At 62.2% G+C, this 22321-nt stretch carries 11 protein-coding genes; 3 read left to right on the top strand and 8 right to left on the bottom strand.

From position 1 onward, the window contains the following. Positions 1-15 precede the first annotated feature (15 nt). From ACIP8I_RS00410 to ACIP8I_RS00380, 7 genes are all read right to left on the bottom strand, one after another. On the bottom strand, positions 16-1419 hold the full coding sequence (locus tag ACIP8I_RS00410) for an ABC transporter substrate-binding protein (protein WP_400757891.1): 1404 nt from the start codon (positions 1417-1419) through the stop codon (positions 16-18). Between the two features lie 229 nt (positions 1420-1648). Beyond that, positions 1649-1894, bottom strand: a complete 246-nt coding sequence (locus tag ACIP8I_RS00405; RefSeq protein ID WP_003225615.1) for a ferredoxin family protein — start codon at positions 1892-1894, stop codon at positions 1649-1651. A gap of 25 nt (positions 1895-1919) precedes the next feature. Further along, a complete protein-coding gene (locus ACIP8I_RS00400) occupies positions 1920-3650 on the bottom strand; it encodes a fumarate reductase/succinate dehydrogenase flavoprotein subunit (RefSeq protein ID WP_400757889.1) in 1731 nt (576 codons plus the stop codon). After that, positions 3647-4399 (bottom strand): GntR family transcriptional regulator, encoded by a 753-nt coding sequence (locus tag ACIP8I_RS00395; RefSeq protein ID WP_258679592.1) that lies wholly within the window; start codon positions 4397-4399, stop codon positions 3647-3649. Before ACIP8I_RS00395 ends, ACIP8I_RS00400 begins: the two co-directional genes overlap by 4 nt. A 272-nt stretch (positions 4400-4671) precedes the next feature. After that, positions 4672-5640, bottom strand: a complete 969-nt coding sequence (locus ACIP8I_RS00390; RefSeq protein WP_400757887.1) for a Gfo/Idh/MocA family protein — start codon at positions 5638-5640, stop codon at positions 4672-4674. A 25-nt stretch (positions 5641-5665) separates the two neighbouring features. Further along, entirely contained in the window at positions 5666-6553 is an 888-nt protein-coding gene (locus ACIP8I_RS00385; RefSeq protein WP_400757886.1) for a Dyp-type peroxidase, read from the bottom strand. 232 nt (positions 6554-6785) lie between these two features. Then, positions 6786-7823, bottom strand: a complete 1038-nt coding sequence (locus ACIP8I_RS00380; protein WP_400757884.1) for an AraC family transcriptional regulator — start codon at positions 7821-7823, stop codon at positions 6786-6788. A gap of 210 nt (positions 7824-8033) precedes the next feature. On the opposite strand from ACIP8I_RS00380, the gene ACIP8I_RS00375 reads away from it, so the two are divergent. The 3 genes from ACIP8I_RS00375 to ACIP8I_RS00365 all read left to right on the top strand — a co-directional run bounded on the left by ACIP8I_RS00375 (position 8034) and on the right by ACIP8I_RS00365 (position 9703). After that, positions 8034-8981: a transporter gene (locus tag ACIP8I_RS00375; protein WP_400757882.1), complete on the top strand. Its 948-nt coding sequence runs from the start codon at positions 8034-8036 to the stop codon at positions 8979-8981. Positions 8982-9234: 253 nt separating this feature from the next. Further along, positions 9235-9429 carry a stability determinant gene (locus tag ACIP8I_RS00370; RefSeq protein WP_258679587.1) on the top strand — a complete coding sequence of 65 codons (195 nt, stop codon included), beginning with the start codon at positions 9235-9237 and terminating at the stop codon, positions 9427-9429. After that, positions 9335-9703, top strand: coding sequence for a type II toxin-antitoxin system RelE/ParE family toxin (locus tag ACIP8I_RS00365; RefSeq protein WP_400757880.1), 369 nt, complete (start codon positions 9335-9337; stop codon positions 9701-9703). The genes ACIP8I_RS00370 and ACIP8I_RS00365 overlap by 95 nt, the downstream gene beginning before the upstream one ends. Positions 9704-9751: 48 nt before the next feature. Here ACIP8I_RS00365 and ACIP8I_RS00360 read toward each other — a convergent pair whose 3' ends face one another. Further along, on the bottom strand, positions 9752-22255 hold the full coding sequence (locus ACIP8I_RS00360) for a filamentous haemagglutinin family protein (protein ID WP_400757878.1): 12504 nt from the start codon (positions 22253-22255) through the stop codon (positions 9752-9754). Positions 22256-22321 lie beyond the last annotated feature (66 nt).

Raw genomic sequence — 22321 nt, 5'->3', positions numbered from 1 at the left:
GCGGTGTTCTTCGGGTTAGCGGGTGGCTACAGCCTGAGTGGTGGCATCGGTAAAGTCGAAGACCTTGCCACCCTGCGCCGCCGCATATTGCTGCGCCTGGCCCTTGAGCAGAAACGCGCTCAAGCGGCCCTTGGCGTCGCTGGCGAACCACGCCTGATCGGCAAGCAACTTGATCCCGCTGTCACTGGCCTGGGCATACACCGCGCGGATGTTTTTGCCTTCCTGCTTCAGCGCGGCCAGCGCAGTGAAGGCCGATTCAGCCGAGGCGTACTGGCGCACCTTGTCTTCACCGCGCACCCAAATTTCGGCGACGTGGCTGAAGTCAGTGATCGCTTTGCCGGTCGCCGCATCCACGGCTTTCAACGGCGTTTGCGCGTAGTTGCCGAGCTGCGCGCTGTAGTCCAGGTTCGACGCCTTGAAAGCGGCGCGGATGTACTGATCGTCGATGAAGGTGTTGAGGTCGAGGCCGCGATCGGCCTTCTTCAGCAGCTTCAGGGTGTCGATCGCTGTGCCCACCGCCTGGCGGTATTCCGGCTTCCAGCTGAGGTCGCGGGTCTGCACGCCGAGCGGGCCGTGGAACAGGTAGTTGACCTCGGCATCGACGCCGGTGACCTTGGCGATCAGCTCGCTGTACTTCTCAGGCTCGGCGGCCAGCAACTGATTGGCCTCGATGCTCGCCCGCAGGTAAGCGACGACGATTTCCGGGTACTGCTTCGCGTAGGCCTGATCCACCAGCGCACCGTGGAAAGTCGGCGCATTGGCCTGGGCGCCGTCGTAGATCTTGCGGGCGAAACCACGGCTCGGGAACAGCTCGGCGAACGGCACGAAATCGGCGTGGGCGTCGATTTTGCCGGCCTGCAATGCGGAGCCGGCGACTTCCGGCGGCTGGGCGATGATGTTGACGTCCTTGAGCGGGTCCCACCCCTGCTCCGCCACCGCGCGCAGCAACATGCCGTGGGCGGTCGAGGCGAATGGTACCGAGATAGTCTTGCCCTTGAGTTCACTCAACGCCTGCACCCCGGACGCGCTCGGCACCACGATGCCATTGCCACTGCCCTTGATGCTGCCCGACAACACGCTGATGAACAGGCTGTGCTTGCCGGCAGTTTCGAACGCCACCCCGTTGAACGCGCCGGGGAAATCGGCCATGGCGCCGAAATCGAGTTTGCCGGCGACCATCTCGTTGGTCAGCGGCGCACCACTGGTGAAGTTCTTCCACTGCACGTCGTACTTGGCGTCTTTGTAAGCGCCGTCGTGCGGCAGGTATTTGTCGAGCAGACCGAGTTCACGAATCAACAGCCCGCCGGCGGCGCAGTTGATGGTGGTGTCCTGAGTGCCGATGGCGATGCGGATGGTTTCGGCCGAGGCCGACAGGGTCAATGAAGCCAGTACCAGACCGGCGAGTGCTGCACGCAACATGGTGTGTTTCCCCTCGAATCATTTATTGGATGTTCGTCTCCGCCGCGATCAGGGCGCGGTGGGAAACGAGGGGGTTTCGGTAAATCCAGCGTCCGGGTGTTTCCGGATAGCTAATGGCTTGCTAACGATCCCCTGTAGGAGCTGCCGAAGGCTGCGATCTTTTGATCTTGATCTGAAAAACAAAAGTCAAAAGATCGCAGCCTTCGGCAGCTCCTACAGGGGTCGGGGTTCAGCGCAGGAGATAGGGGATGTCGACCTTTACGGCGCCAGTCGGGCAATCCTTCTCGCAGGGCATGCAGTACCAGCATTCATCGAACGCCATGTAGGCCTTTTGTGTGGCTGGATTGATCGCCAGCAGGTCCATCGGGCAGACGTCGACGCACACGGTGCAGCCCTTTTCAGCGATGCATTTGTCCTCGTCCACGGTGACCGGGGCGTTGGAGCGGAAGAAGATTTCCTGGGCTTGATAGGCCATGGTTCGTACTCTCTCTGGTGATGCATCAAGCGGCGAAAGCGCCCACCCGCAAGCGATCGTAAGCCTGCATTTCTTCGGCATCGAGCGGGATGATGTACGGCTCGACAGGTTTCTTGAAACTGGTCATGCGGCCGTCTTCGCCCTTCTTCAGGTGGCAGTGGCAGAACCATTCGCTGTCGTTGCGTTGCGGGTGGTCGACGCGATAGTGGTAAAGGCCCCAGCGGCTTTCAGCGCGAAACAGCGAGGCGCGCGCGGCCATTTCCGCGCAGTCGCGGATCACGCTGGTTTCCATGGCGCGCATCAGTTCGTGGGCGTTGTTGGCTTTCATCTGCTCAAGGTCGCGCTCGATGTCGCTGAAGCGCTGCAAGCCGATCTGCATTTTCTTGGTCACTTTCGGCGGTTGCAGGTAGTCGTTGACGAAGCGCCGCAGCTTGTACTCGACCTGCGCCGGCGGCAGACCGTGTTCACGATCCAGTGGCGCGTAGACCCGCGCTTTCTCTGTTTCGATCTGCGCGGCATCCAGCGCAGAAAACTCGCGCCCGGCGACAAAATCCGCCGCGTTCTGGCCCGCGAACCAGCCGTAAGTGAACGCGCCGAGCATGTAGTTGTGCGGCACAGCGGCCATGTCACCCGCCGAATACAAACCTTTTACCGAGGTCTCGGCCCGCTCGTTGACCCACACCCCGGACGCCGAATGGCCGCTGCAAAAACCGATCTCCGAGATGTGCATCTCGACCATTTGCGTGCGGTAATCAGTGCCGCGATTGGCGTGGAACTGACCACGACTCGGGCGCTCGTTGCTGTGCAGGATCTCTTCGATGTTCTGGATGGTTTCCTCGGCCAGGTGATCGAGCTTGAGGAACACCGGGCCGTTGCCGCTTTCCAGTTCCTGGTGGAACTCCCACATCATCTGCCCGCTCCAGTAATCGCACTCGATGAAGCGTTCGCCCTTGTTGTTGGCGGTGTAGCCGCCGAGCGGGCCGGTCACATAGGCGCAGGCCGGGCCGTTGTAATCCTTGATCAACGGGTTGATCTGGAAGCATTCGAGGTTGGCCAGCTCGGCCCCGGCGTGATAGGCCATGGCGTAACCGTCACCGGCATTGGTCGGGTTTTCATAGGTGCCCATCAGGTAACCGGAGGACGGCAGACCGAGGCGACCGGCCGCACCGCAGGCGAGGATCACCGCTTTGGCCTTGATCACATGGAAATCGGCGGTTCGGCAATCGAAACCCATCACGCCGTTGACCGCGCCCTCCTCGTCGGTGAGCAACCGCGTGCAAACGAGGCGATTGGTGATGCTCACCCGTGCGCGTTTCAACTGGCGGTAAAGGACCTTTTTAATGTCGTGCCCTTCTGGCATCGGCAGCACGTAGGCGCCCATGTGGTGGACTTTTTTCACCGCGTAATCACCGGTCTCGTCCTTCTCGAACTTCACGCCCCAGCGATCCAGTTGCTCGATGGTTTCGAAACTGTGAGTGGCGTAGGCGTACACCGCCGCCTGGTTGACGATACCGTCATTGGCAATGGTGATTTCCTTGGTGTACTGCTCCGGCGTCGAGTGGCCGGGGATGATCGCGTTGTTCAGGCCGTCCATGCCCATGCTGATCGCGCCGCTGCGTTTGACGTTGGCCTTGTCCACCAGCAGCACGCGCAGGTCGCGGTTCTTCTCTTTGGCCTTGATCGCCGCCATCGGCCCGGCGGTGCCGCCGCCGATCACGACGATGTCGTATTCCTGTTCCAAGGTGTTGCGCGTCATGCCTGCTCCCCTTTTTGCCGGTCGATCCGCAGGCGGTACTGGAACGCATCGCCACGGTAGTAAAGGTGTTCGAAGTCCAGCGGCTGGCCGTTGGCGTCGTGGGTCAGACGCTCGATGCGCATGATCGGCGAGCCGGCTTCGACGTTCAGCGCCTGGGTCAGATCGCTGTCGGCCAGCACCGCGTCAATCGCCAGGTCAGCGTGGCCGAGGGCGATGCCGCAGTCGTTTTCCAGAATCAGGAAGATGTCGCGAGTCACCAGATCGGCCTTCTCCAGCCGTTCACCGATGGCTTTGGGCAGGTAGGTGATTTCCAGCGAAATAGGCTCGCGGTTGATCAGCCGAACCCGTTTGATCTGCGCCACGGTCTCGCCTTCGGCCACCTGCAAGCGCTCGGCGACACGTTTGTCGGCGGGGATGAATTTGAAACTGCGCAGGCGGTTGATCACCTCGTAGCCGCGCCCGGTCATGGACTCGGCGAGGCCTTGCAGGCTGCTGACGTTCTGAAAGGTTTTCGGCTTGGCGACGAAGGTGCCTTTGCCGTGAATCTTGAAGATCAGCCCTTCTTTCTGCAGATCACCCAGCGCCTGACGCACGGTGATGCGGCTGACTTTGAACAGCGTGCCGAGCTCACTTTCGGACGGCATCTGGCTGTCTTGCGGGTATTCGCCATCGAGAATGCGCGCACGCAGGACATCGCGCAGTTGGGTGTGCAGCGGGACGCTACTGAGGGACAGGACGTTATCGGTCATCAGGGATCACTTGTTATAACGAGTTATGACGTGATCTTAGAGACGTTATGACAAGCTTGAGAAATATTGTTTGGGTATAACCTTAGAGCTGGAGCAGTTCCTGAGGGCTCCCGTCTCCTGTGGCGAGGGAGCTTGCTCCCGCTCGGCTGCGCAGCAGTCGTAAACCCGGCTGAGGTGATTTACCTGGAATACCTCGTTGCCAGTATTTGGGGCCGCTGCGCGACCCAGCGGGAGCAAGCTCCCTCGCCACAGGGTTGGTTTTAAGACGTAAATCAATGGCGCTTGAGAATCTGGTCCATCACCCAATCGGTCTTGAGGGCTTGTTCGGCGACGGCCGGATGCTGCGAATCGCCACGAATATGCGCATTCATGCCCAGCACGTGATGCCACTGAATGTGCTCGTGATGGGGGATCTCCAGGCTGATCTGCTCATCGGCGAACAGCTGCACCGGATGCTCGTCAAACACGGAGAACGCGATCCGACCCTGACTGCCGATAATCTCTACCCGATCCTCGCGCCGATCCGCCACAAAGCTCCAGCAACCCATGCCCAGCGCGCCCGAGGCAAACCGCCAACTGGCGCTGACCGCATCTTCCGCCGCATACAACCCGGCCTGCCGCGCAGTAAAGCCAGCGACTTCGACGATATCGCCGAGCAGGTACTGAAACAGGTCGAAACCATGGCTGGCCAGATCGGCAAAATAGCCGCCACCGGCCACGCTCGGGTCGGTTCGCCAGTTGGCGCTGCCGTCCAGATCCGCCGCCGATGGGGCTTTGGTCAACGTCCAGCTCAGGTGCCGCACCTCGCCGATGCGGCCCTGCTCCAGCCATTGCCGCACCTGGGCAAAACGCGGCAACGAACGGCGATAGTAGGAAACGAACAGGTGCAGACCGGCGTCGGCAAACGCCTGCTGCATCTCGCGGCTTTGTCCGGCGTTGAGCGCCATCGGTTTCTCGACACAGCAGTGCTTGCCGGCGGCGGCGACTTTCAGGCTGTAGGCGTGGTGGCTGTCGGGTGGCGTGGCGATGTACACCGCGTCCACCTCGGGGTCGTTGATCAGCGCATCGACATCGGTGTAGACCCGGGCAATACCGTGGCGCACAGCGTAATCGCTCACCGCTTCAAGGCGGCGGCCCATCACCGCCACCAGCGCCGAACCGGGCGCCTTGTAGAAGGCCGGCCCGCTCTTGCGCTCGGCGACACTGCCGCAACCGATCATGCCCCAACGCACCACGTCCATGGTCAACTCCCTTTGTCTGAAACACTCAGCCGATGCGCAACGCGCGCAGATCGAGGTGGCCGTCCTGGATGGGCGGGCACCAGTAGTAGCCGCCGGTGATCGGCCGGCTGATGCGATACAGACCGTCAGTGATGCCGTCTTCCAGACCGCTCATGCGCCGCAGTTGGGCTTCGAAGGCGTCCAGCGAAACACCGAAGGCGAGGAACATCAGGCCGGCGCGATCACCGTCGATCCACGGCATCGAACGTCGCACGACGAACGCTTCGGGGGCGAAGCTTTCCTGGGCGGTGCGTTTGACGTGGGCGGAGACCGGCGCGTCGTCGATTTCCTCGTTGTCGCTGAGGCGACGGCCCATGATGTTGTCCTTGTCTTCGGCGGACAATGTGTGGAAACCCTTGAGGTCGTGCTGCCACTGCTGGATCGCGGCGAAGCTGCCACCGACCAGACCATCAGCGCCCTCGCCCAGCAACGCGGCGGCGATCGCGACGTCATCGTGCGGGTTTTCAGTGCCGTCTTCGTAGCCCGTCAGGTCATGGCCGTCCTTGTGGCGGAAGGCTTCCTGCATGTCTACCAGGCGCAGCGCCGGGGCCAGCGCGGCTTCGAAGGCGTTGCAGCGATTGAGCAGTTCGCCACGATCGACCCCGTGCAGCCAGACCCACAGCGCGTGCTGGGTCGACGGGTTTTCCACGCCGACGCCGGTCATCGCCGGGAAGCTGCGCAGACCGTCGATCTGCACGTTCAGGGCTTTGGTCAGGGATTCACCGAAACCGATCACAGCCGACTTGCCGTCCACCAGATTCATCAGGTTGTCGATCGCCTGCGGCAGTGCGGCTACCGACTCAAGGGCGAAAAACAGGTGACGTGCTTGCGCAGGAACGGGGGTGGCGAGAATGCCCGGCTGGTAGTAACTCATGTGAACTCCTTGGGAAAGTGCGCGGGAGTTTACCTGTGGCCGGAGGGTTTGTGGGGTTGAAATACTGATGAGTGGCACACGGAAGCCTGTGGCGAGGGAGCTTGCTCCCGCGCGGGGGCGAAGCACCCGCAAACCCCGCCGGCATGGTGTGTCTGGAAAAATGGCGTGGCAGGTTTTGGGTCTGCTGCGCAGCCCGGCGGGAGCAAGCTCCCTCGCCACAGGGGACCGATGTCTAAGCGGTGCTTGCATCCTGGCGCCACGCACTCGGGCTCATCCCGGTCCAGCGCTTGAACGCCCGACGAAAACTGCGCACGTCGCTGTAGCCGACTTCTTCGGTAATCCGCTCGATCGGCATGTCCGGATTGGCCAGCAAACTCATGGTCCGCGCCTGACGCACCTGTTCCAGCAGCGCCTCGAAGGTCAGCGCGTGCTCGGTCAAACGGCGGCGCAAGGTACGACTGCTCATGTTCAGGTCGCCGGCGATCTTCTCGATATGGCTGCCCCGGCTCAGGTCCCGGGCAATCGCCCGCTCCACGGCCTGAATCAGATCGAGTTTCTGGTGCACCTGCGCCGCTTCCAGCTCCAGCAAGGCCACCGCCTGACGCAGCGCCAGCGAATGATGATTGGGCAGATTGACGTCCAGCCATTGCGCATCGATCAGCATGCGGTTGTGCAGGCAGCCGAAGCGTACGTCCGGCCCGAGCAGGCGGTGGTATTCGCTCAGGTAATCCGGCGCGGCATGCACGAACTCCACGGCAATCGCCTTGAACTCATTGCCCGCCAAGGCCCGGCCATACACCAGCAGGCTGGCGAAAAACTCTTCGACGGCGAACACCTGCACATCGGCGAACGGCAAGCGGCACTCGGCGTTCAACTGCACCTGATCGCCGACCACATCGACACTCGAGACCACAATCCCGCCGGAGGTGTGCTGGTGGCGGATGCCGAGGGCAAAGGCATCGCGCAAGGTCTTGCACAGCGACAGCACATGGCCGAGCAGCCCCAGCGTACCCAACACATTCTGCGCCCCGACCCACAACCCCAGCCCCTGATTGGGCAGCACTTTGAGCGCGCGCTGAATCATCGCCACGGCCTGGCGGTAAGAGATCCGCTGCGCCGGATCCTGCAGATCTTCGAGGGTGAAACCCAGGCCACGGCACAGGCTTTCGGGGTCGATGCCTTTGTTGTGCACGACTTCGGCGAGGGTTTGCAGAAGGAACGGCGAGACCAGCGCCAATTCAAAAGTGGGGTCTTGGACTTTTACGTTCATGGGGGCTGACATTCCGGATCACGCTTGATTGTTATTTTTGTAACCGGTTATGTCGAAGGAAGTTAGCACAGGGTTGGCCGACTGTCCGCAGAAGTCCCCCTAACTGTCCGCCAATACCCTGCCCCGTCGGGCGCCAAGCGCTTATTTCTAGGGTGCCGGACGTTCTGCGTACCGGCGCCACGTCCCACCACAATAATAATGAGGACAGCCATGAGCCCGAACCGCGCCACTTTCCCCTTGCGTCTGGCACTGACCTTGCTCGGTTGCACCGCGTCCCTGCCAGCCCTGGCCACCGAAGCCGGCGTCGACAACATCGGCCCCGGCACCGACGGGTTCTTCATGCTGCCGCTGGAGGTCGACAGCCTTCCGCAGAACATGGTCGCGTTCAACCTCTACTACAACCATTACAAGTCGACCAAGCTCAACATCAGTTCGTTGGGCGGCAAAGTGCCGAATGTCGAAATCGAATCCACGGCGGTCATTCCGCGCATCGATTACCTGAGCCCGGTGCGCGTGTTCGGCGGACGTCTGGCCGGCTACATCGCCCAGCCTTGGCTCAAGCAGGAAGTTTCGGTATTCGGCCTCAGCGATACCCGCGAAGGCATGGGCGACACCACCATCGCGCCGATCATCCTGTGGGACATGGGCAAGAACCTCACCCTCGGCGCTGCGCTGGAAGTCACTGTGCCCACCGGCGAATACAGCGTCGATCGGCTGGCCAACACCAGCAACAATTTCTACACCTACAAGCCGCTGTTCTCCTTCACCTGGCTGCCCACCGACAAGACCGAAGTGTCGATGAAGACCACCTACAGCTTCAACGAGAAGAACAAGGACACCGACTACAAGTCCGGGCAGATCTTCCACTTCGATTATTCGGCCAGCTACAAGATCACCGACGATGTGATGTTCGGTATCAACGGCTACTACCTCAAGCAGACCACCGACGACAAACAGTACGGCCACACCGTGCAGTTCGCCGGGCAGGATGTGGATGACGGCGTGCGCGGCACGGTTTTCGCGATTGGCCCGGCGCTGCACCTGACCTTCCTCAAATACGCCAGCGCGGAAATTCGCTGGGCCAAGGAGTTTGACGTGGAGAACCGGCCAGAGGGGGAAATGTTGTGGGCGAAGGTGAGTATTCCGTATGCGTTCTGAGTGCATTTGTAGGAAGGTGCGCGCGGATTTGTAGGCTGGAAACCTGAAAAACAGAGTGGAGGAATGGGCCTACAACGGCGGTCGAGATTGCCGGACAACGGAGGGAAACGTCCGGCAGATTTCAAAGGGGCGCTTGCAGATACTGGGCTTCGTTATCCCATGGTTCTTCGAGAGCTCATGGGCTACATCGTCTGCCAGTGACGACAATGGGCCATTCCCCCTTAAACTGCTGAGATTGATCACGGAGATCACTATGAGCTTATTACTTTCCCCGTTTTACTCTGACTTCGAATCCGAAGAAGAGGCAGAGAGCTACGATCGCTGGTTTCGTGCCAAGGTACAGGAGGCACTCGATGACCCCAGCCCTGGCATTCCCCATGATGAAGCTATGGCAATGCTCGACCAGATGCTGGAAGAGAAGCGCAGGAAGCGCCGCGCTGCTGCTTGAATGGAGCAATCAAGCTCTGAACGATCTGGCTGACATTATCGATTACGTTGAACAATACAACTCCAACGCTTCAGTGGCTCTACAGCACAAGGTTGGTGCAGCAACGCAAAGGCTTTCATCAATCCCCTATGGTTACCGGGCCGGTCGAGTGCAAGGCACTCGGGAAATGGTGGTCAATCCGAACTATCTGCTGGTCTATCGAGTGAACGGGCGCATCAAAATACTGACGTTAGTCCACACCCGACGACAATACCCACGAACCTCATCAACATAAAAAAAGGGCGGCCAAAAGGCCGCCCGAAACGTACTACACGAGAGTCCTTTACAACGTCAGCTGCCCCCGTTCCTCCTCGGTCAGCTGCTGTTTCGCCTGTTCATCCAGCGCCCCCGCTCCCAGCACCTGCACCGGGCTGTTCGGGTTGTAACCCGGCGCCGGCGCACGGTTTGCACCATCACGGCTCGGCGCCAGTTGTTCGTTGCCGAAACTCAACACCTGCACGGAGAACACCGACGCCTGGTTCTGCCGCGCTGCTGCTTGCTGCTGACGCGCCACGTCTTCAGCGGCCTGGGTTGCCGAAGACGCCGCCGAACTGGCCGAGGTGATCGCACCGGTGTTCACCGCCGCCACCACCGGTACGCCATTGGTTTTACCCTGCACGGCGATGTTGGCGGCGTTGACCACGGTCAGCGCGGCGATGTTGACGTTGCCCGAGACGCGAATCCCCGCCTCGCCCGCATCGATGGTGCCCAGCGGTGCGATCAGGTCGATGTCGCCCGGCGCCACTTCGGCGATGGGGTTAAGGGTGGCGATACCGGCACCAGTGCTCGGCACCGAAGGCGACAGGGTCACGTTGCCCCAAGTGTCGTACACGCGTTTCGGCGGGGTGTAGACCACGGTGGTTTTCGAGCCGCGACCGGCGTTGATATCGCCCTCGGCCGACCAGCCGAGGATCGAGCCGCCGAAGGTGGTCATGATCCGGCTCTGCCCCAGCAAAATACTGCCCTGCGAGTAGAGCTGAATGTTGCCCGACCCCTGGGTGATGATCCCGGCGGTGGACGGTGGCGCCGCGCCTTCGATGCCGAACACCTGACCGCCGCCCGGCGTGAGCATCTGGATGTCGCCGCCGAACAGGGTCTTGACCCCGGCGCCACCGTAGAGCGTGATGTCACCGTCGTAGCGGAGCGGATTGCCGGCCACATCGGTGCTCGGGAACAGTGCGGCGATGGCGTTGCGACCGCGCAGATAACTGCCTTTGCGCGGACCGTCAGCGTCGTTGTATTCCAGGCCGCCGGCGCGCAGTTCGGCGAAGTACACCTGGCGCGCAAAGATCGCCTGCTCGGCACTTGGCAGCGCGGCATAGAACGCCTGTGCCTGCTCCGCGTTGCCGCTGAAGCCGTAGCCGAGCGTCAGCCAGCTCTGCAACTCGTCGAGGTAGGTCTTGACCACTTTGCCCGGCTGGCCGTTGAGAGCGGCATCCGGATTGGCAAGGTTCTGCGGGCTCAGATAACGCGCGATGAACCTTGTGTAATCCGGCCCCTGCGCGCCCACGCCCGCCTGCAATACCACGCTGGCGCCAGGCCGCAAATCCCCGGCCACTATCGAGCCGAGACTGGTGATGCTCGCGCGGTTTTCCATCAGGATGTTGCGCCCGGCATTGATGTCCAGCGTGCCAGGGCCGGCGATATCGAAGCTGCTGTAGAGAATGTCGCGACCCGCCGACACCCGCGATACATCTCGCTGGTCATTGTGGACGAACAGGTTGCCGGTGGAAAAAATGTTCTCCTTGCCGCTACTCATTTCCACTGTCGGCACCGCCGCAGGCTGCCCCAGGGTAGTGCCGGAAGCAACGATGTCGCGTCCGGCGATCATCCACACAGGCCCCGCCGCTTCGTACCAGGTGCGTCCGGAAGTGGAAAAGCTCAACGTTTCGCCACTGCGAATGCCCACCAGATCCCCCGTCAGCGCATAGAATCGCGCGGGCCCCTGTACGTCGTTCAATCCCGAGTAGCTGTTGGGACCAAAGGCAAACAGCGGATATCGCACGTTGCCCTCAGGTGCCACACCATCGTCGCTGTAGTTGGTGCGCACCGGCTTGCTGGTGTTGCTGTTGGTGGTATACGTGTTGAACGCCGGGTTGAGCGGCGTGGTAATGGCCATCGGGCTGGCTCCCGACTGGTTGATCGCATAGCCACCGGCGTACATAGAGTCACCTGCCAACAGTTCAAGCTGTCCCGACTTCGACGGTGCCAGGAGCAGTGAGTAACCTTGCAGCGGGTAGATATCCACGCCAGTGAACGTCGCGGACGGCCCTGCATAGATGGACCCCTGCCCCGCCACCGCGCGCAGAATCGACGGGTAGACAAACCGGCCATCGGTAGGCGAGGTATTGCGTCCCGTGATCAGGCCGTTGCTGGTACTGAACTCGGATATCTGTGTGCCCGGCGTCAAGTTCCCGCCAGCCGAGAACAGATCGATTGCGGTGTGATCCGTCCACAATGAGAAGCCACTCAGGGTGCCGCCCTGCTGAACGCTTGCGTCGGCCGCCATGATCGGGCTGGCGTTCATCAGACTGACTCGCCCAGGATCCGCTGCACCGCCCAACACCAGATCACCGCGGCTGCTCAGGCTCATGCCCGAGTCACCCGGAATCAGCACCACGCCTCCGGAAGCACTACCGGTGGTCGAGGTAAACGGATCAAGTGCGCGGGTTTCCCGAAGATCATTGAACACGGCGCCGGCGCCGTACTGCAGGTTGATGCCGCCGAGTGCTCCACCCGTCATGTGTGCCGCGCCGCGCAGGTTGATCAGCGCGCCCTGCAGATCATGATTCGGTTGGCCGAAGCCGGTTTCTCCGGCCCGCGCTTGCAGCGAAGGGTTGAGCGTGCCGCCGATACGAATGTCCATGTCACCACCACCGGTCATCTGCACGCTGCCATCGCTGGCGACTCGACCGGTGCTGCCTACCGCGACGATCAGCCCCTGACCGCGCGGGTAGTTAACGGCATCGCCTACCGGTTTGAGCATGCCGGCATCACCACCAGCCCGCAGGCTGATATTGCCACCGCCCAAGGTACCGAAACCGGTGAAACCCACCAGGTAGGGTTCAGTGTTGATCACCCGATCTGAGTTCATTTGGGTGGAATAACTGCCGAAGTTGATCCACCAGGCCGTGGGCACATCCGGGTTGCCCGTGCCTTGGCGCCACAACCAGTTGCCCACTGACGCACTGGCGATCTGCTCGCGGAACCCAGCCGCTTCCGATTGCGCTTTCGTGCCCACCGAGTCACCCGACACCGACCCGCCGGCATTGATTGTCAGGTTGCCCCCCATCTGCGGATACCAGGCTTGATAGAGGCTGTCGCTGCCGCCGTTGACCCACTTTTCATAATCGGCGCCGGCGGTGCCCAACACCGAGTTGTTGTCCGAGAGATGCCCGCGTTTCTGGTTATACAACGGGTCGACATTCGATGACTGTGTACCGGCGGTGTACACGCCGAAAGGCGAATCCATGCTCAGGTTGCCGGCAGCCATCAGATCGAGATCGCCAGTACCGGTGCGCAGGACACTGAACATCTGCGTATGAGCTTTAGCGGTTTTTCCGGGATTGTTGCCGATGCAGAACTCCGGATAGATTTCACAAAGGATCTGATACTCCTCGGGAACGGGTTCGTAGTCAGGTCCCAGACCATTGCCCGGCGCCCAGACCCAACGTGCCATCGGCACACAGAGCCCTTCCACCTGCGCACAGATCTCCAATTGGTCATCGGGCACAGGGTAATATCCCGGAAGGTCATACGGATTGTCGGGTGCCCACACGAGTATCCCCGTTGCCTGGGTAAGCGTGACACCGTAATGAGTGTCCGCCAGCCGCAGATTGCCATCGGTGGTGACAGGCTTCACGGCACGGCTGTCGGCCGCAGCAAGATCTGCACCGGCCACCACGCGCATCGACCAGGAAGTACTGCCCGACGGCAGCATGCTGGCCAGCGCCCAGTTCTTGCCCTGTTGTGTGCCGTTGAACGGGCGCAACTCGATCAGCGAAGTGCCTTCGGCGAGCTTCACATCGGTCATCGACGGAATCAGCGAACCGCGCAACAAGGCCAGCTCGCCCTTTAATTTCACCCCGGAGGAGGTCGTCAGATCTGCATCGTAAACGCTGGGTAACGGCACCCCCTTGGGCCAGTTGATCGCTTGCAGGGCGGTGGCCTTGTTCAAACGGATCCCGGCACCCAGGCGAGTGTCGGCAGGCAACGTCACGCTGTCGCTGAGCAGCGTACCGGCGGCGTACAGCAGATGACCGTTGCTGTCGTGAATCGCCCCCGCCAACACCGTGCCGGCGCTGAAGGTATACGCCTCGTTCAGCACAGCTTGAGTCGGCAGCAACGTGCCACTGGCCAGAACCGCTGGTTGAATCATCACGTCGTAATTGAGTGTCGCCCCCAGCGGAAACTGCGTGCCCTCGGCCAGCGTCACTCCACTGCCCGGCACGATCAGATCGCCGCCGAACGGCTGCACACCGCCAATCAGTTTCCACCCGGCGTCATCCTGGGTTTCCGGTGGCGGCGCGAAGCCGTCGTTGATGCTGCCGTAAATATCGAGGTTGCCACCGGCGCGGATTATCAGGCTACCGGCCTCACCGGAACCATACACCGACGGATTCAATTGCGTGTGCGGATTGAGGCTGGCATAGCGATAACCTGAAAGGTCCAGATCACCCTCCACCACCAGATCACCGTCAGCCGTCTTGCTAGCGATCTCCACACCGGGCCGCAAATGGAACGCATCGGCATACGTGGCGTTGTTCAACCCGGCGAGCCTGCGTTGCAGCAGATCGTTGTTGCCCAGTGCAGCGTTGATGAAGTTGCTGCTGTCGCCATGAATGCGTTCGAGCATGGCTTGATCGATGACTTGATACGGCCGACCACTGACCGCCTGATCGACACCCTCGCGGGCATCGGTGTAGCGGCGCAAACCGTTGAGGCCGATGGAGCGTGCGCCCTGAATAGTCAACGCACCGCTGGCGTCGATGGCGATGTCATTGCTGCCCAGACGCGGCGCGTTCAGCTCCAGCGTGCCGCGCAGCATTCCATCGTGTTGCCCGGCGAGGAAACCGGGCACGGCATCGGTGCCGTGGCGCAGGTCGATGCGCGCGCCGCTGCCCAGCGTGAGCAAACCATCGCCGGAACTCAGTTCGACCGTGGCGCGGTTCGGCGCATCGATGATCTCGCCGTAGCTGTCGACCCGCAGTACGCGACCATGGGCATCGAGTACGCTGTTGCCTGCCAGGGTCAGGCCATTTTTCGCCGACAGACGAATGCTGCCGACACGTTCGCCACTGGCGTCGATCAGACCAGCCACCGTCAGGCTGCCATTGTCCACTGACACATTGACCTCACCGGCCTTGAGGCCGTCGCCGATCACCAGGTTGCCTTGCTTGAGTTGCAGGCTGCGACTGCCGAACACCTGCCCGGCGTTCAGGCGCTGGTTGAGCGCGGCAAACTGCTCAGTGGCGTCACCGCCCAGGCGTTGCGCGCGAATGTCCACGCCTCCGGCCTTGTACGGCACCAGCGTGCCGCCAGCGTCGTAATAACCGCTGCTGCCGCCAAGGATCTCGCCTCGCAGATCGACCATCCCGGCCGCGTCGGCCAACGCGACGACGCTGAGAGTACCGGCCTGATTGTTCTTCGCCGACAGATCGATTCGCGAGCCCGCTGCCTGACGGATATTACCGTTGGCGCTGTACAGCGATACGTCGCCGCCCCAGCTGTATTTGCTGACATCGTTGAACGGCAAGGTGCGCCCGGCCAAGTCCAGCGCGGCAGCACTGCCCAGCGTCAAATCGCCCTCGGACTTGACTGTCAGCTTACCGCTGGCCAAGGCGATACGGCTGTCCAGCACGATATTGCGGGCTTCAAGGTTCAACTCTGCCCCCAAGGCATTGGCCACTCCGGCAGCCCCGGCGCCGCTGAGCGTCAGGCTGTTGCCAGCCTTGAGCAGGCTGACCGAAGCTGCTTCACCGGTGAGCAACGGCGTGCGCAGGTTCAGATTGCCGCCAATGTAGCTGTAACCCGTGAGCGGATCGTACGCGCCCTGCTCCTGATACACCGCCAGGCTGCCCTTGTGATTGGCGGTGATGCGCTCGCTGGCGCTGAGGTTGACGTTGGCAAAACCCAGCGCCAGACGATTGTTCTGATCCAGACCGCTGGCCTGAGGCATCGGGCCGTAACCCAGCTCGATCCGCTGGGCCTGAATGTCCAGCGTGCCGCTGCCCGTACCGGCGCCACCGGTAATGACGCTGCCGGCGCTTTGCGTCGCGCCGTTCCAGGTCAGGTTGGCCGTGCGGATACTCGCCACATCGTTGGCATTGCCAAGACCGTAGATCGCCGGGGTGACCAGCACCAGATTCTGCAGTTTGCTTTGGCCGGTCTGCGGATCGATTGTGTCGAGGCTCACGCTGCCGTAGAAATTGAAGGCATCGCGGGTGGTCAGGCTCAGGGTTTCCAGCGCTGGCGCGCCATATTGGATGTCGCCACGCAGCAAGCGGTCGAGTACGTTCTGGTTGAGCGTGAGGCCGGCGGGCACGCGGCTACCCGCCGCTGCAAGTGCTTCGGCGCTGCCGGTATTGACCGAGCCGACCGACAATGCCAGATGACGGGTGCCGAAACGCACCGCTTCACCGAGTTCGAACTGGTTATCCGTGGCGGCAGTGATGCTGCCGTTCGAATACAGCAGGGCCGGATTGTTGCACGCACTCGCTGCGCAAGTGCCGATCCGGATGCTGCCCGCGCCGCTGATGCCGCTGGCCGCTTCCGGCGCCAGCACATTGGTCCAGCCGTTGGAAACGACCAACAGGCTGGAACCTTTCGGCTCATAAACGTAACCGGCCAGCGAGTCGTAGGCCACGTTGCCACGCCCCAGCGTATTGATCCCGCCTCCCGCCTCGACCGTGATGCCGCCAAGCGTTGACGTGGTACGCAGCAAAACCTGCGGCGCAGACAGAATCGCCCCTTCACGCAAGACAATACTTTCACTCGCGCCCAGGAAGCCGATGATGTTAGCGGTCGTGTTGTACAAGACATTCGGCATCGCACCGATGGTCAGCCGCCCCGCGTTGAGGCTGTTGAGCGTGTCGGCGTACAGCGATACACCGTTGAAACCCGGTGTCGGTGCACGGCCCGCACCCAGTATCTCGAAGCTGCTCCCGGCGTTGCCGCCACGTACCACCGCTGTGCCGGCCATGCCGCCCTCGGCAGCCTCGAACAGCGTGCGCCCGTTGAACTGCAAAGCGATGTCTTGCTTGCCGCCGGAGGCCAGGCGCAGATCCAGTGTCTTGCCGTCCATGGGTGCCAGCGCACGCGGCACACCGCGCCGGGCGGCGTCGCTCTGGATGAATTGAGAGAAACCGGTTTCGTTGTACTGCGAGTAACGACGCAACACATCGGCTGACGTGAGAATCAACTGACTGGCCAGGCTGTCACGCAGGCCGGTATTGGCAATCGACATCTGCCCGCTGCTGGTCCATGAACCATTGCGCAGTGGCAACGCCCCCGTTGTCACGCCGGGTGCTGCCTGACCGTTTACCTCAACCCGGAACGCACCAGGCATCAGGGCAAACGTTGACGGCAACAGTGTGTAAGTACCCGCCGCCAATCCCGGCACACCGGCGCCAATAGTGATCTGCTGGCCAATGCGCGGATCGCCCGCACCCGCTTCGGCCAGCATCGGCGCGTAGCTGCTCTGGTTGCCGGGCACGATGGCATACACCGGGTTGCTCGCCAGCCCCGGCAGGCTGAAGGTGCCGTCAGTCGCAGTGCGCACCAGCGGGTTGAAACGTGCATCGGTGGAACCCCCGCGACCGGACACGAAACCGGCGCCACGCAGGTCTCCACCGCCGGACAGGTCGATGACCGCACCGCTTTGCACATCGGCGAACTGCGTGCCGATCGACACGCCTGATGTTTCGCCGGAGATGCCGTCGAGCACCACGGATTTGCCGTTATAGCGATAGTCGATACCGTCCGTGGTGCCACCGTATGGCATGACCAGGCCGGCACCGCTGACCGAAGTCAGACTGCCCGGCAGAAGACGAACCTCGTGAGTGGTGCTGAGCAAATCGTCACCCAATACGATCTTGCCCAGCGGTGCACGCAAGACACCGCCCTGTTCGATGTACGCGGCGGAAAAAATCAGCTTTCCGAATGCCGAGTACGGCACCGCAGTCGGTGCCGCGCCGTTGCCGCTGATCCGCAAGGTGTGTTCGGAAACCGGGACGGCGCCCTGATAACCGGCACGCACCTCAGCCTGAATGCCGGTGGCGGGATAGATCTGCGCCGCACCGAGGTTCAAGTCGCCCGGCGTCCACAGCCTGGTTTTCTCCGCACCATCATTCGGCGCGAGGAAGCGCAGGTCGCCGCTGCTGTCGAGGCTCACCAGACCGAAAGCCCGACGGCTGTATTCAACGGCCGGCGCCTGCCGTTGCAGGATCGAACCCTGAGTCCCGAAGGACAGGCCATTGCCCACGTCCAACAAATTCGCGGAGGCATTGAATGTTGCGTCGGACAATCGGGCCGTCGGGCCAGGGAGCAACCGTGGGCGCATCATGTTGAAGCCGGCGAAGTAGGTGCCCACCCCTGACAGACGCAGGTATGGAGCACTCAAATCAACCCGTGCCGAGCCTTTGGAATTCTCGGCGAGAGACAGAGCTGCGGCAAAGAGACTGAAACTCTGATTCATGCGCAGATTGACGTGACCGTCAAACGACAACAGACCGTTGCTCAGCAGGCTGAGATTGTCGAAACCGCCCGTCATCAAGCCATCGGCACTCAGACGGGCTTGACCGTAACGCAAGCCATCGGCGCCTTCGCCGGGTTGCAGGTTTGCGGGCAGCAGCTCGTTTTCTGCCGCTTGACCAATGATCATTTCCCTCGGCGAGCGCACCGCGTTGCTCGCCGAATCGGAATACAACGGCGTCTCCAGCGCCAGTTCCAGACGACCACCGGCCGCCCCGACGCCACCCGCCGCCGCACGCAAGTTGCCTTCAACGAAAAGAGCGTTATAGGAACTCAAACTGATGCGCCCGCCGTCCGTTGCGATACGCGTCGGGCCTTGACCGGCGATATCCAGAACAGCCTCGGTGCCCGAGGCATCCAGCCGCGCGCCCGGACGCACAATCACGTAGGCATCGGCAGCCGTGGCGGTTGCCAGCTTCGCATCGATCTCGCCGCCGAGGATGATGCTGCCGCCCCTGCCGACCTGCCCGTAAGTGCGGCCCAGAGTGTCGGTCGCCGTATTGGCACGCCCGGCGACATCCAGCACCGCCTGCTCGCCGATCCAGATCGAGCGGTCATGTGCGCTCGGATCAGCCGTTTGAATCGAAGTGGCCGGCTGGATCGAGCCGAATTGTTGCTGACGAATATCGATCGTGCCGCCCCAGGCATTCAGTTCACCGTCGACAGTGATCTGCCCGGCACCGCGCAGCTTGATGCTCTGTCCCGGGTCGACGCTGATGCGCGAGCCACGGCCCAGGGTCAGCGGGCTGTTGGCCGCGTCTATCAGCCCGACCAGCGTCGCGCCACCTTGCAGGGTCAGGCTGGCACCGGCACGTTGGGTCAGCACGCCCTTGGTCGGGTTTTCCTGGAACAGCGTCGGTGTCCACAGCTCCAGCGCCGTGCGCGGATCAACGCCACTGACCTGATTGGGTGCCGCATCACCGAAACGGTACACCGGCAAGGTCACATCAATCGCGGCGCCTTCGGCAACGTCGAGCCCGCTGAGACCGATCAGGTTGTAAGCGGAGAACCCCTTGCTGAACAGGTCGGTGGACAGTTGCAGGGTGTTGTCTGCCAGGGCTTTATCCGTCTGGCCGACGAGAATCCTGTTGGCCTGCACCGTCAAGGTGCCACCGCCCGTGACGCCATAACCGCGCAGTTCGCCATCAAGGTTCAGATGCGATGTGCCCGGCGCGGAAATAGCGCTCGACTCCAGCGTCAGATCACCACCCTTGCCGCCCCGGGTCTTGCCACTGGCGAGTATGGCGCCACCGGAAGAAACGTCGAGCAGGCTGCCGGCAGCGACGTCGATATCACCGCTGCTGCGGATCGATATCAGGCCACCGTTCAGATACGCGAGGCTGGCGTTATCGTCCGGGTTGGTGCGCAGGTTGCTCCACAGCCCCCGGGTGTCGAGATGCACGCCCTCGGCGATGCGGGTTTGCGTGGTTTTGTCGGCTTGGGCCGCCAGGCGAGTGTCGGTGTTTGCGCCACCATTGAACTGATTGAGTACGTTGCCCAGACGCAGACTGCCACCGCGAGCAGTCAAGTCGGCGCCGATCTGAACATCCGGGGCGTACAGGGTAATGTCGCCACCGCTATCGACCGTAAGCGCACTGTCAACGGCGATCTGATCCTTGGCCGAAACCTTGAGCGCACCGAGGCGCAACCCGCTGAGCTGATCGTTATCAAGATACAGCTTGCCCTTGCGGGTATCGGACACCGCGCCGGTGAGGTCCGGATCATTTCCGGCAACCGGGCGCGTGCCACCGAGCTGCACCTGATCGAGCAATGGATTGAGGGTGTAGAGCAGGCCATTCGACGCCGCGACGAAGGTCGGGTCGTAACTGCCGACGATCAACTGGGCACGCCGGGCCAACGCGGTCTGGCTCTGCTGATAGCCGTCGATGACCGGTTTCGGCGCCTGATTCTGCCGTTCGCCCTGATACACCTCGCCGATCATTTGCCCGTCGAGTACGGCGTTGGCCGTGGCGATCACCAGTTGTCCGGCATCGCGACCCACGGTGTAACCCGACTCGAAACGCGAGCGCGGCGCAATCAGCGGGCTGTAGTAATAACTGGTCTGGCCCCAGCGTTGGCTGCTGTCTTCATAGCCTTTGTACAGCCCGGTGTAGAGCAGATCCCCCGGCGCGCGCGACACTTCATACAACTTGCCGTCGGCGCCACGCAGCCAGCTCTGGCGGATCTCGCCGCTCTGCACATCCAGAGTGCCGCCGGACAGGTTGATCAACGAGCCTTTTTCCGTGACCACGTCGTTGCCGGCAAAACTCACCGTGCCGCCCTGAGCCATCCATTCGCCGACGCTGTGCCCTTGGGTGCCGAGGTAACCGCCGACTTCGAGCAAACCGCCCGCCGTGTACCAGCGATCCGTGGCGTAGCCGTTGGTGCCGGCCGGCACATACACCAGATCGCGCACATCGACCCAGATGTCATTGCTGTTGAGCGCGCCTTTCTCGCGGTTGACCGAGGCATCGCGCTGCTCGTTGCCTTGCACGTTGATCTTGATGCTGTTGTTTTCCATCGCCACTTTGACGCCGAGGGCACCGGACACATCGATCATCGCGCCGTCGCGCACCAGGCTGCGGCGCTGTGCGCTGACCGCGACCTGGCCGCCGGTGGCCAGGGTGATCGAGCCGTTCTGGAACTCGACACTGCCGCCGCTCTGGATCTCGACGCGCGACTGGTCGCCACGGATCCGGTTATTGGCCGTGACGCCCGTCAGCGCGGCCTGGTGCTGGCTGTCGAGGGCGGTCAGGTCGCTGCTATCGAGCATGACGGCCGTGGCGCTGCCCTGCCCCAGCGTGACGCTGCCGCTGCTGTCGGTGTTCGGGTTGGTCAGGTGAATCGTGCCACGCGTCGCCACTGATGTGCTGGCGAGCAAGACACCGTTCTGCACCACCTCATGACCGGTCAGGGTGATGTCGCCGGTGGCGGACTGGATCAAGCCGTTGTTGGTGACATTGCCCGCCACGGCACCGGCCTTGAAACCGGGGATGACTTCGTTGCCGAAGGTGGTGGACAGCGCATTGCCCTCGGTGCCCGAGCCCTTGCGGATATAGAAACGGTCACCGGCGGCGAGCACGGCCTGGCCCTTGGCGGTGCTGATGCTGCCGTCATTCTGCACTTCATTGCCGAGCAGCAAGGCATAACCACCGGCAGCGGTAGACGATGCCGGCTTGTGGGTGTCGATGGAGGCACCGCGTTCCACCAGCACCTTGCCGACGGCATCGGTGAAGGTCGGCTGGGTGCCGGTGCTGTCGAAATACAGGCCCCGATCGCGGAACTGGATATCGGTGATATTCGCCGCTGCCGCCACCAGGTTGCGCACGTTGACCTGACTGCTGCCGCTGAACACGATGCCATTGCGGTTGATCAGCATCACCGTGCCGTCGCCCTTGATCTGGCCCTGGATCTGGCTGGCCCGGGCATTCGGATCGTTGACCCGGTTGAGCACCGCCCAGTTCGACTGCTGGGCGAAATCGACCGTGGTATTGCGACCGACGTTGAAGGTTTCCCAGTTGAGAATGGCCTTGTCGGCGGTCTGCTCGATTGTCACTGTGGTTTTGCCATCGACCTGGGTCTGCTGCGGACCTTTCGCGTTCTTCCAGCCCTGGGTCAGGCTGTTATCGACTTTCAAACCGCCCTCACCCAGACCGTCCGGCACGAACTGCACCGTGCCCAACGCAGCAGCGCGTCCGGCCGCCTGCGCCGCCTGTTGTGCGGCAATCGCGGCAACCGTGTTGTTCAGGGTCTGTATCGAACGCTGCAACTGCGCATTGGCTTTTTGCTGTTGGGCCAATGGCGGTGTCATCCCCGGCAACCCGCCAACGCTCGGACGCGCCGCTGCGGCCTGCTGCGCTGCCCCCTTGGCAGCAAACCAGCTCGAACTGAACGCCGTTTGCGCCTGCGCACTGCCCGCCACCAGACACAACGCCACCGCGTGCGCCAATGGCTTGAGCAGCCACAGCGTCGGCTCCACGGCATCACGCTGGAAGGACTGAACGTGGGTACGACGACGGGATGGGCGAGCGAGCATCACTACGAGATCCTTTTTTGATTGCCACATATGGCCGCAGGCGCGCAAATACCTGCTGTTACGACA

It is taken from the genome of Pseudomonas sp. NPDC088414 (assembly GCF_044753325.1).
In the GTDB taxonomy this organism is placed as follows: domain Bacteria; phylum Pseudomonadota; class Gammaproteobacteria; order Pseudomonadales; family Pseudomonadaceae; genus Aquipseudomonas.
The sequence above is the reverse complement of the archived record's forward strand: the minus strand, read 5'-3'. Positions and strand labels throughout refer to the sequence as shown.

What these genes read in the sequence shown, in the direction of transcription:
- ACIP8I_RS00385 (WP_400757886.1), bottom strand. Translation starts at nt 6,553, where the DNA reads ATGAGTTACTACCAGCCGGGCATTCTCGCCACCCCCGTTCCTGCGCAA.
- ACIP8I_RS00390 (WP_400757887.1), bottom strand. Translation starts at nt 5,640, where the DNA reads ATGGACGTGGTGCGTTGGGGCATGATCGGTTGCGGCAGTGTCGCCGAG.
- ACIP8I_RS00365 (WP_400757880.1), top strand. Translation starts at nt 9,335, where the DNA reads ATGACCCCAGCCCTGGCATTCCCCATGATGAAGCTATGGCAATGCTCG.
- ACIP8I_RS00375 (WP_400757882.1), top strand. Translation starts at nt 8,034, where the DNA reads ATGAGCCCGAACCGCGCCACTTTCCCCTTGCGTCTGGCACTGACCTTG.
- ACIP8I_RS00380 (WP_400757884.1), bottom strand. Translation starts at nt 7,823, where the DNA reads ATGAACGTAAAAGTCCAAGACCCCACTTTTGAATTGGCGCTGGTCTCG.
- ACIP8I_RS00370 (WP_258679587.1), top strand. Translation starts at nt 9,235, where the DNA reads ATGAGCTTATTACTTTCCCCGTTTTACTCTGACTTCGAATCCGAAGAA.
- ACIP8I_RS00395 (WP_258679592.1), bottom strand. Translation starts at nt 4,399, where the DNA reads ATGACCGATAACGTCCTGTCCCTCAGTAGCGTCCCGCTGCACACCCAA.
- ACIP8I_RS00400 (WP_400757889.1), bottom strand. Translation starts at nt 3,650, where the DNA reads ATGACGCGCAACACCTTGGAACAGGAATACGACATCGTCGTGATCGGC.
- ACIP8I_RS00405 (WP_003225615.1), bottom strand. Translation starts at nt 1,894, where the DNA reads ATGGCCTATCAAGCCCAGGAAATCTTCTTCCGCTCCAACGCCCCGGTC.
- ACIP8I_RS00360 (WP_400757878.1), bottom strand. Translation starts at nt 22,255, where the DNA reads ATGCTCGCTCGCCCATCCCGTCGTCGTACCCACGTTCAGTCCTTCCAG.
- ACIP8I_RS00410 (WP_400757891.1), bottom strand. Translation starts at nt 1,419, where the DNA reads ATGTTGCGTGCAGCACTCGCCGGTCTGGTACTGGCTTCATTGACCCTG.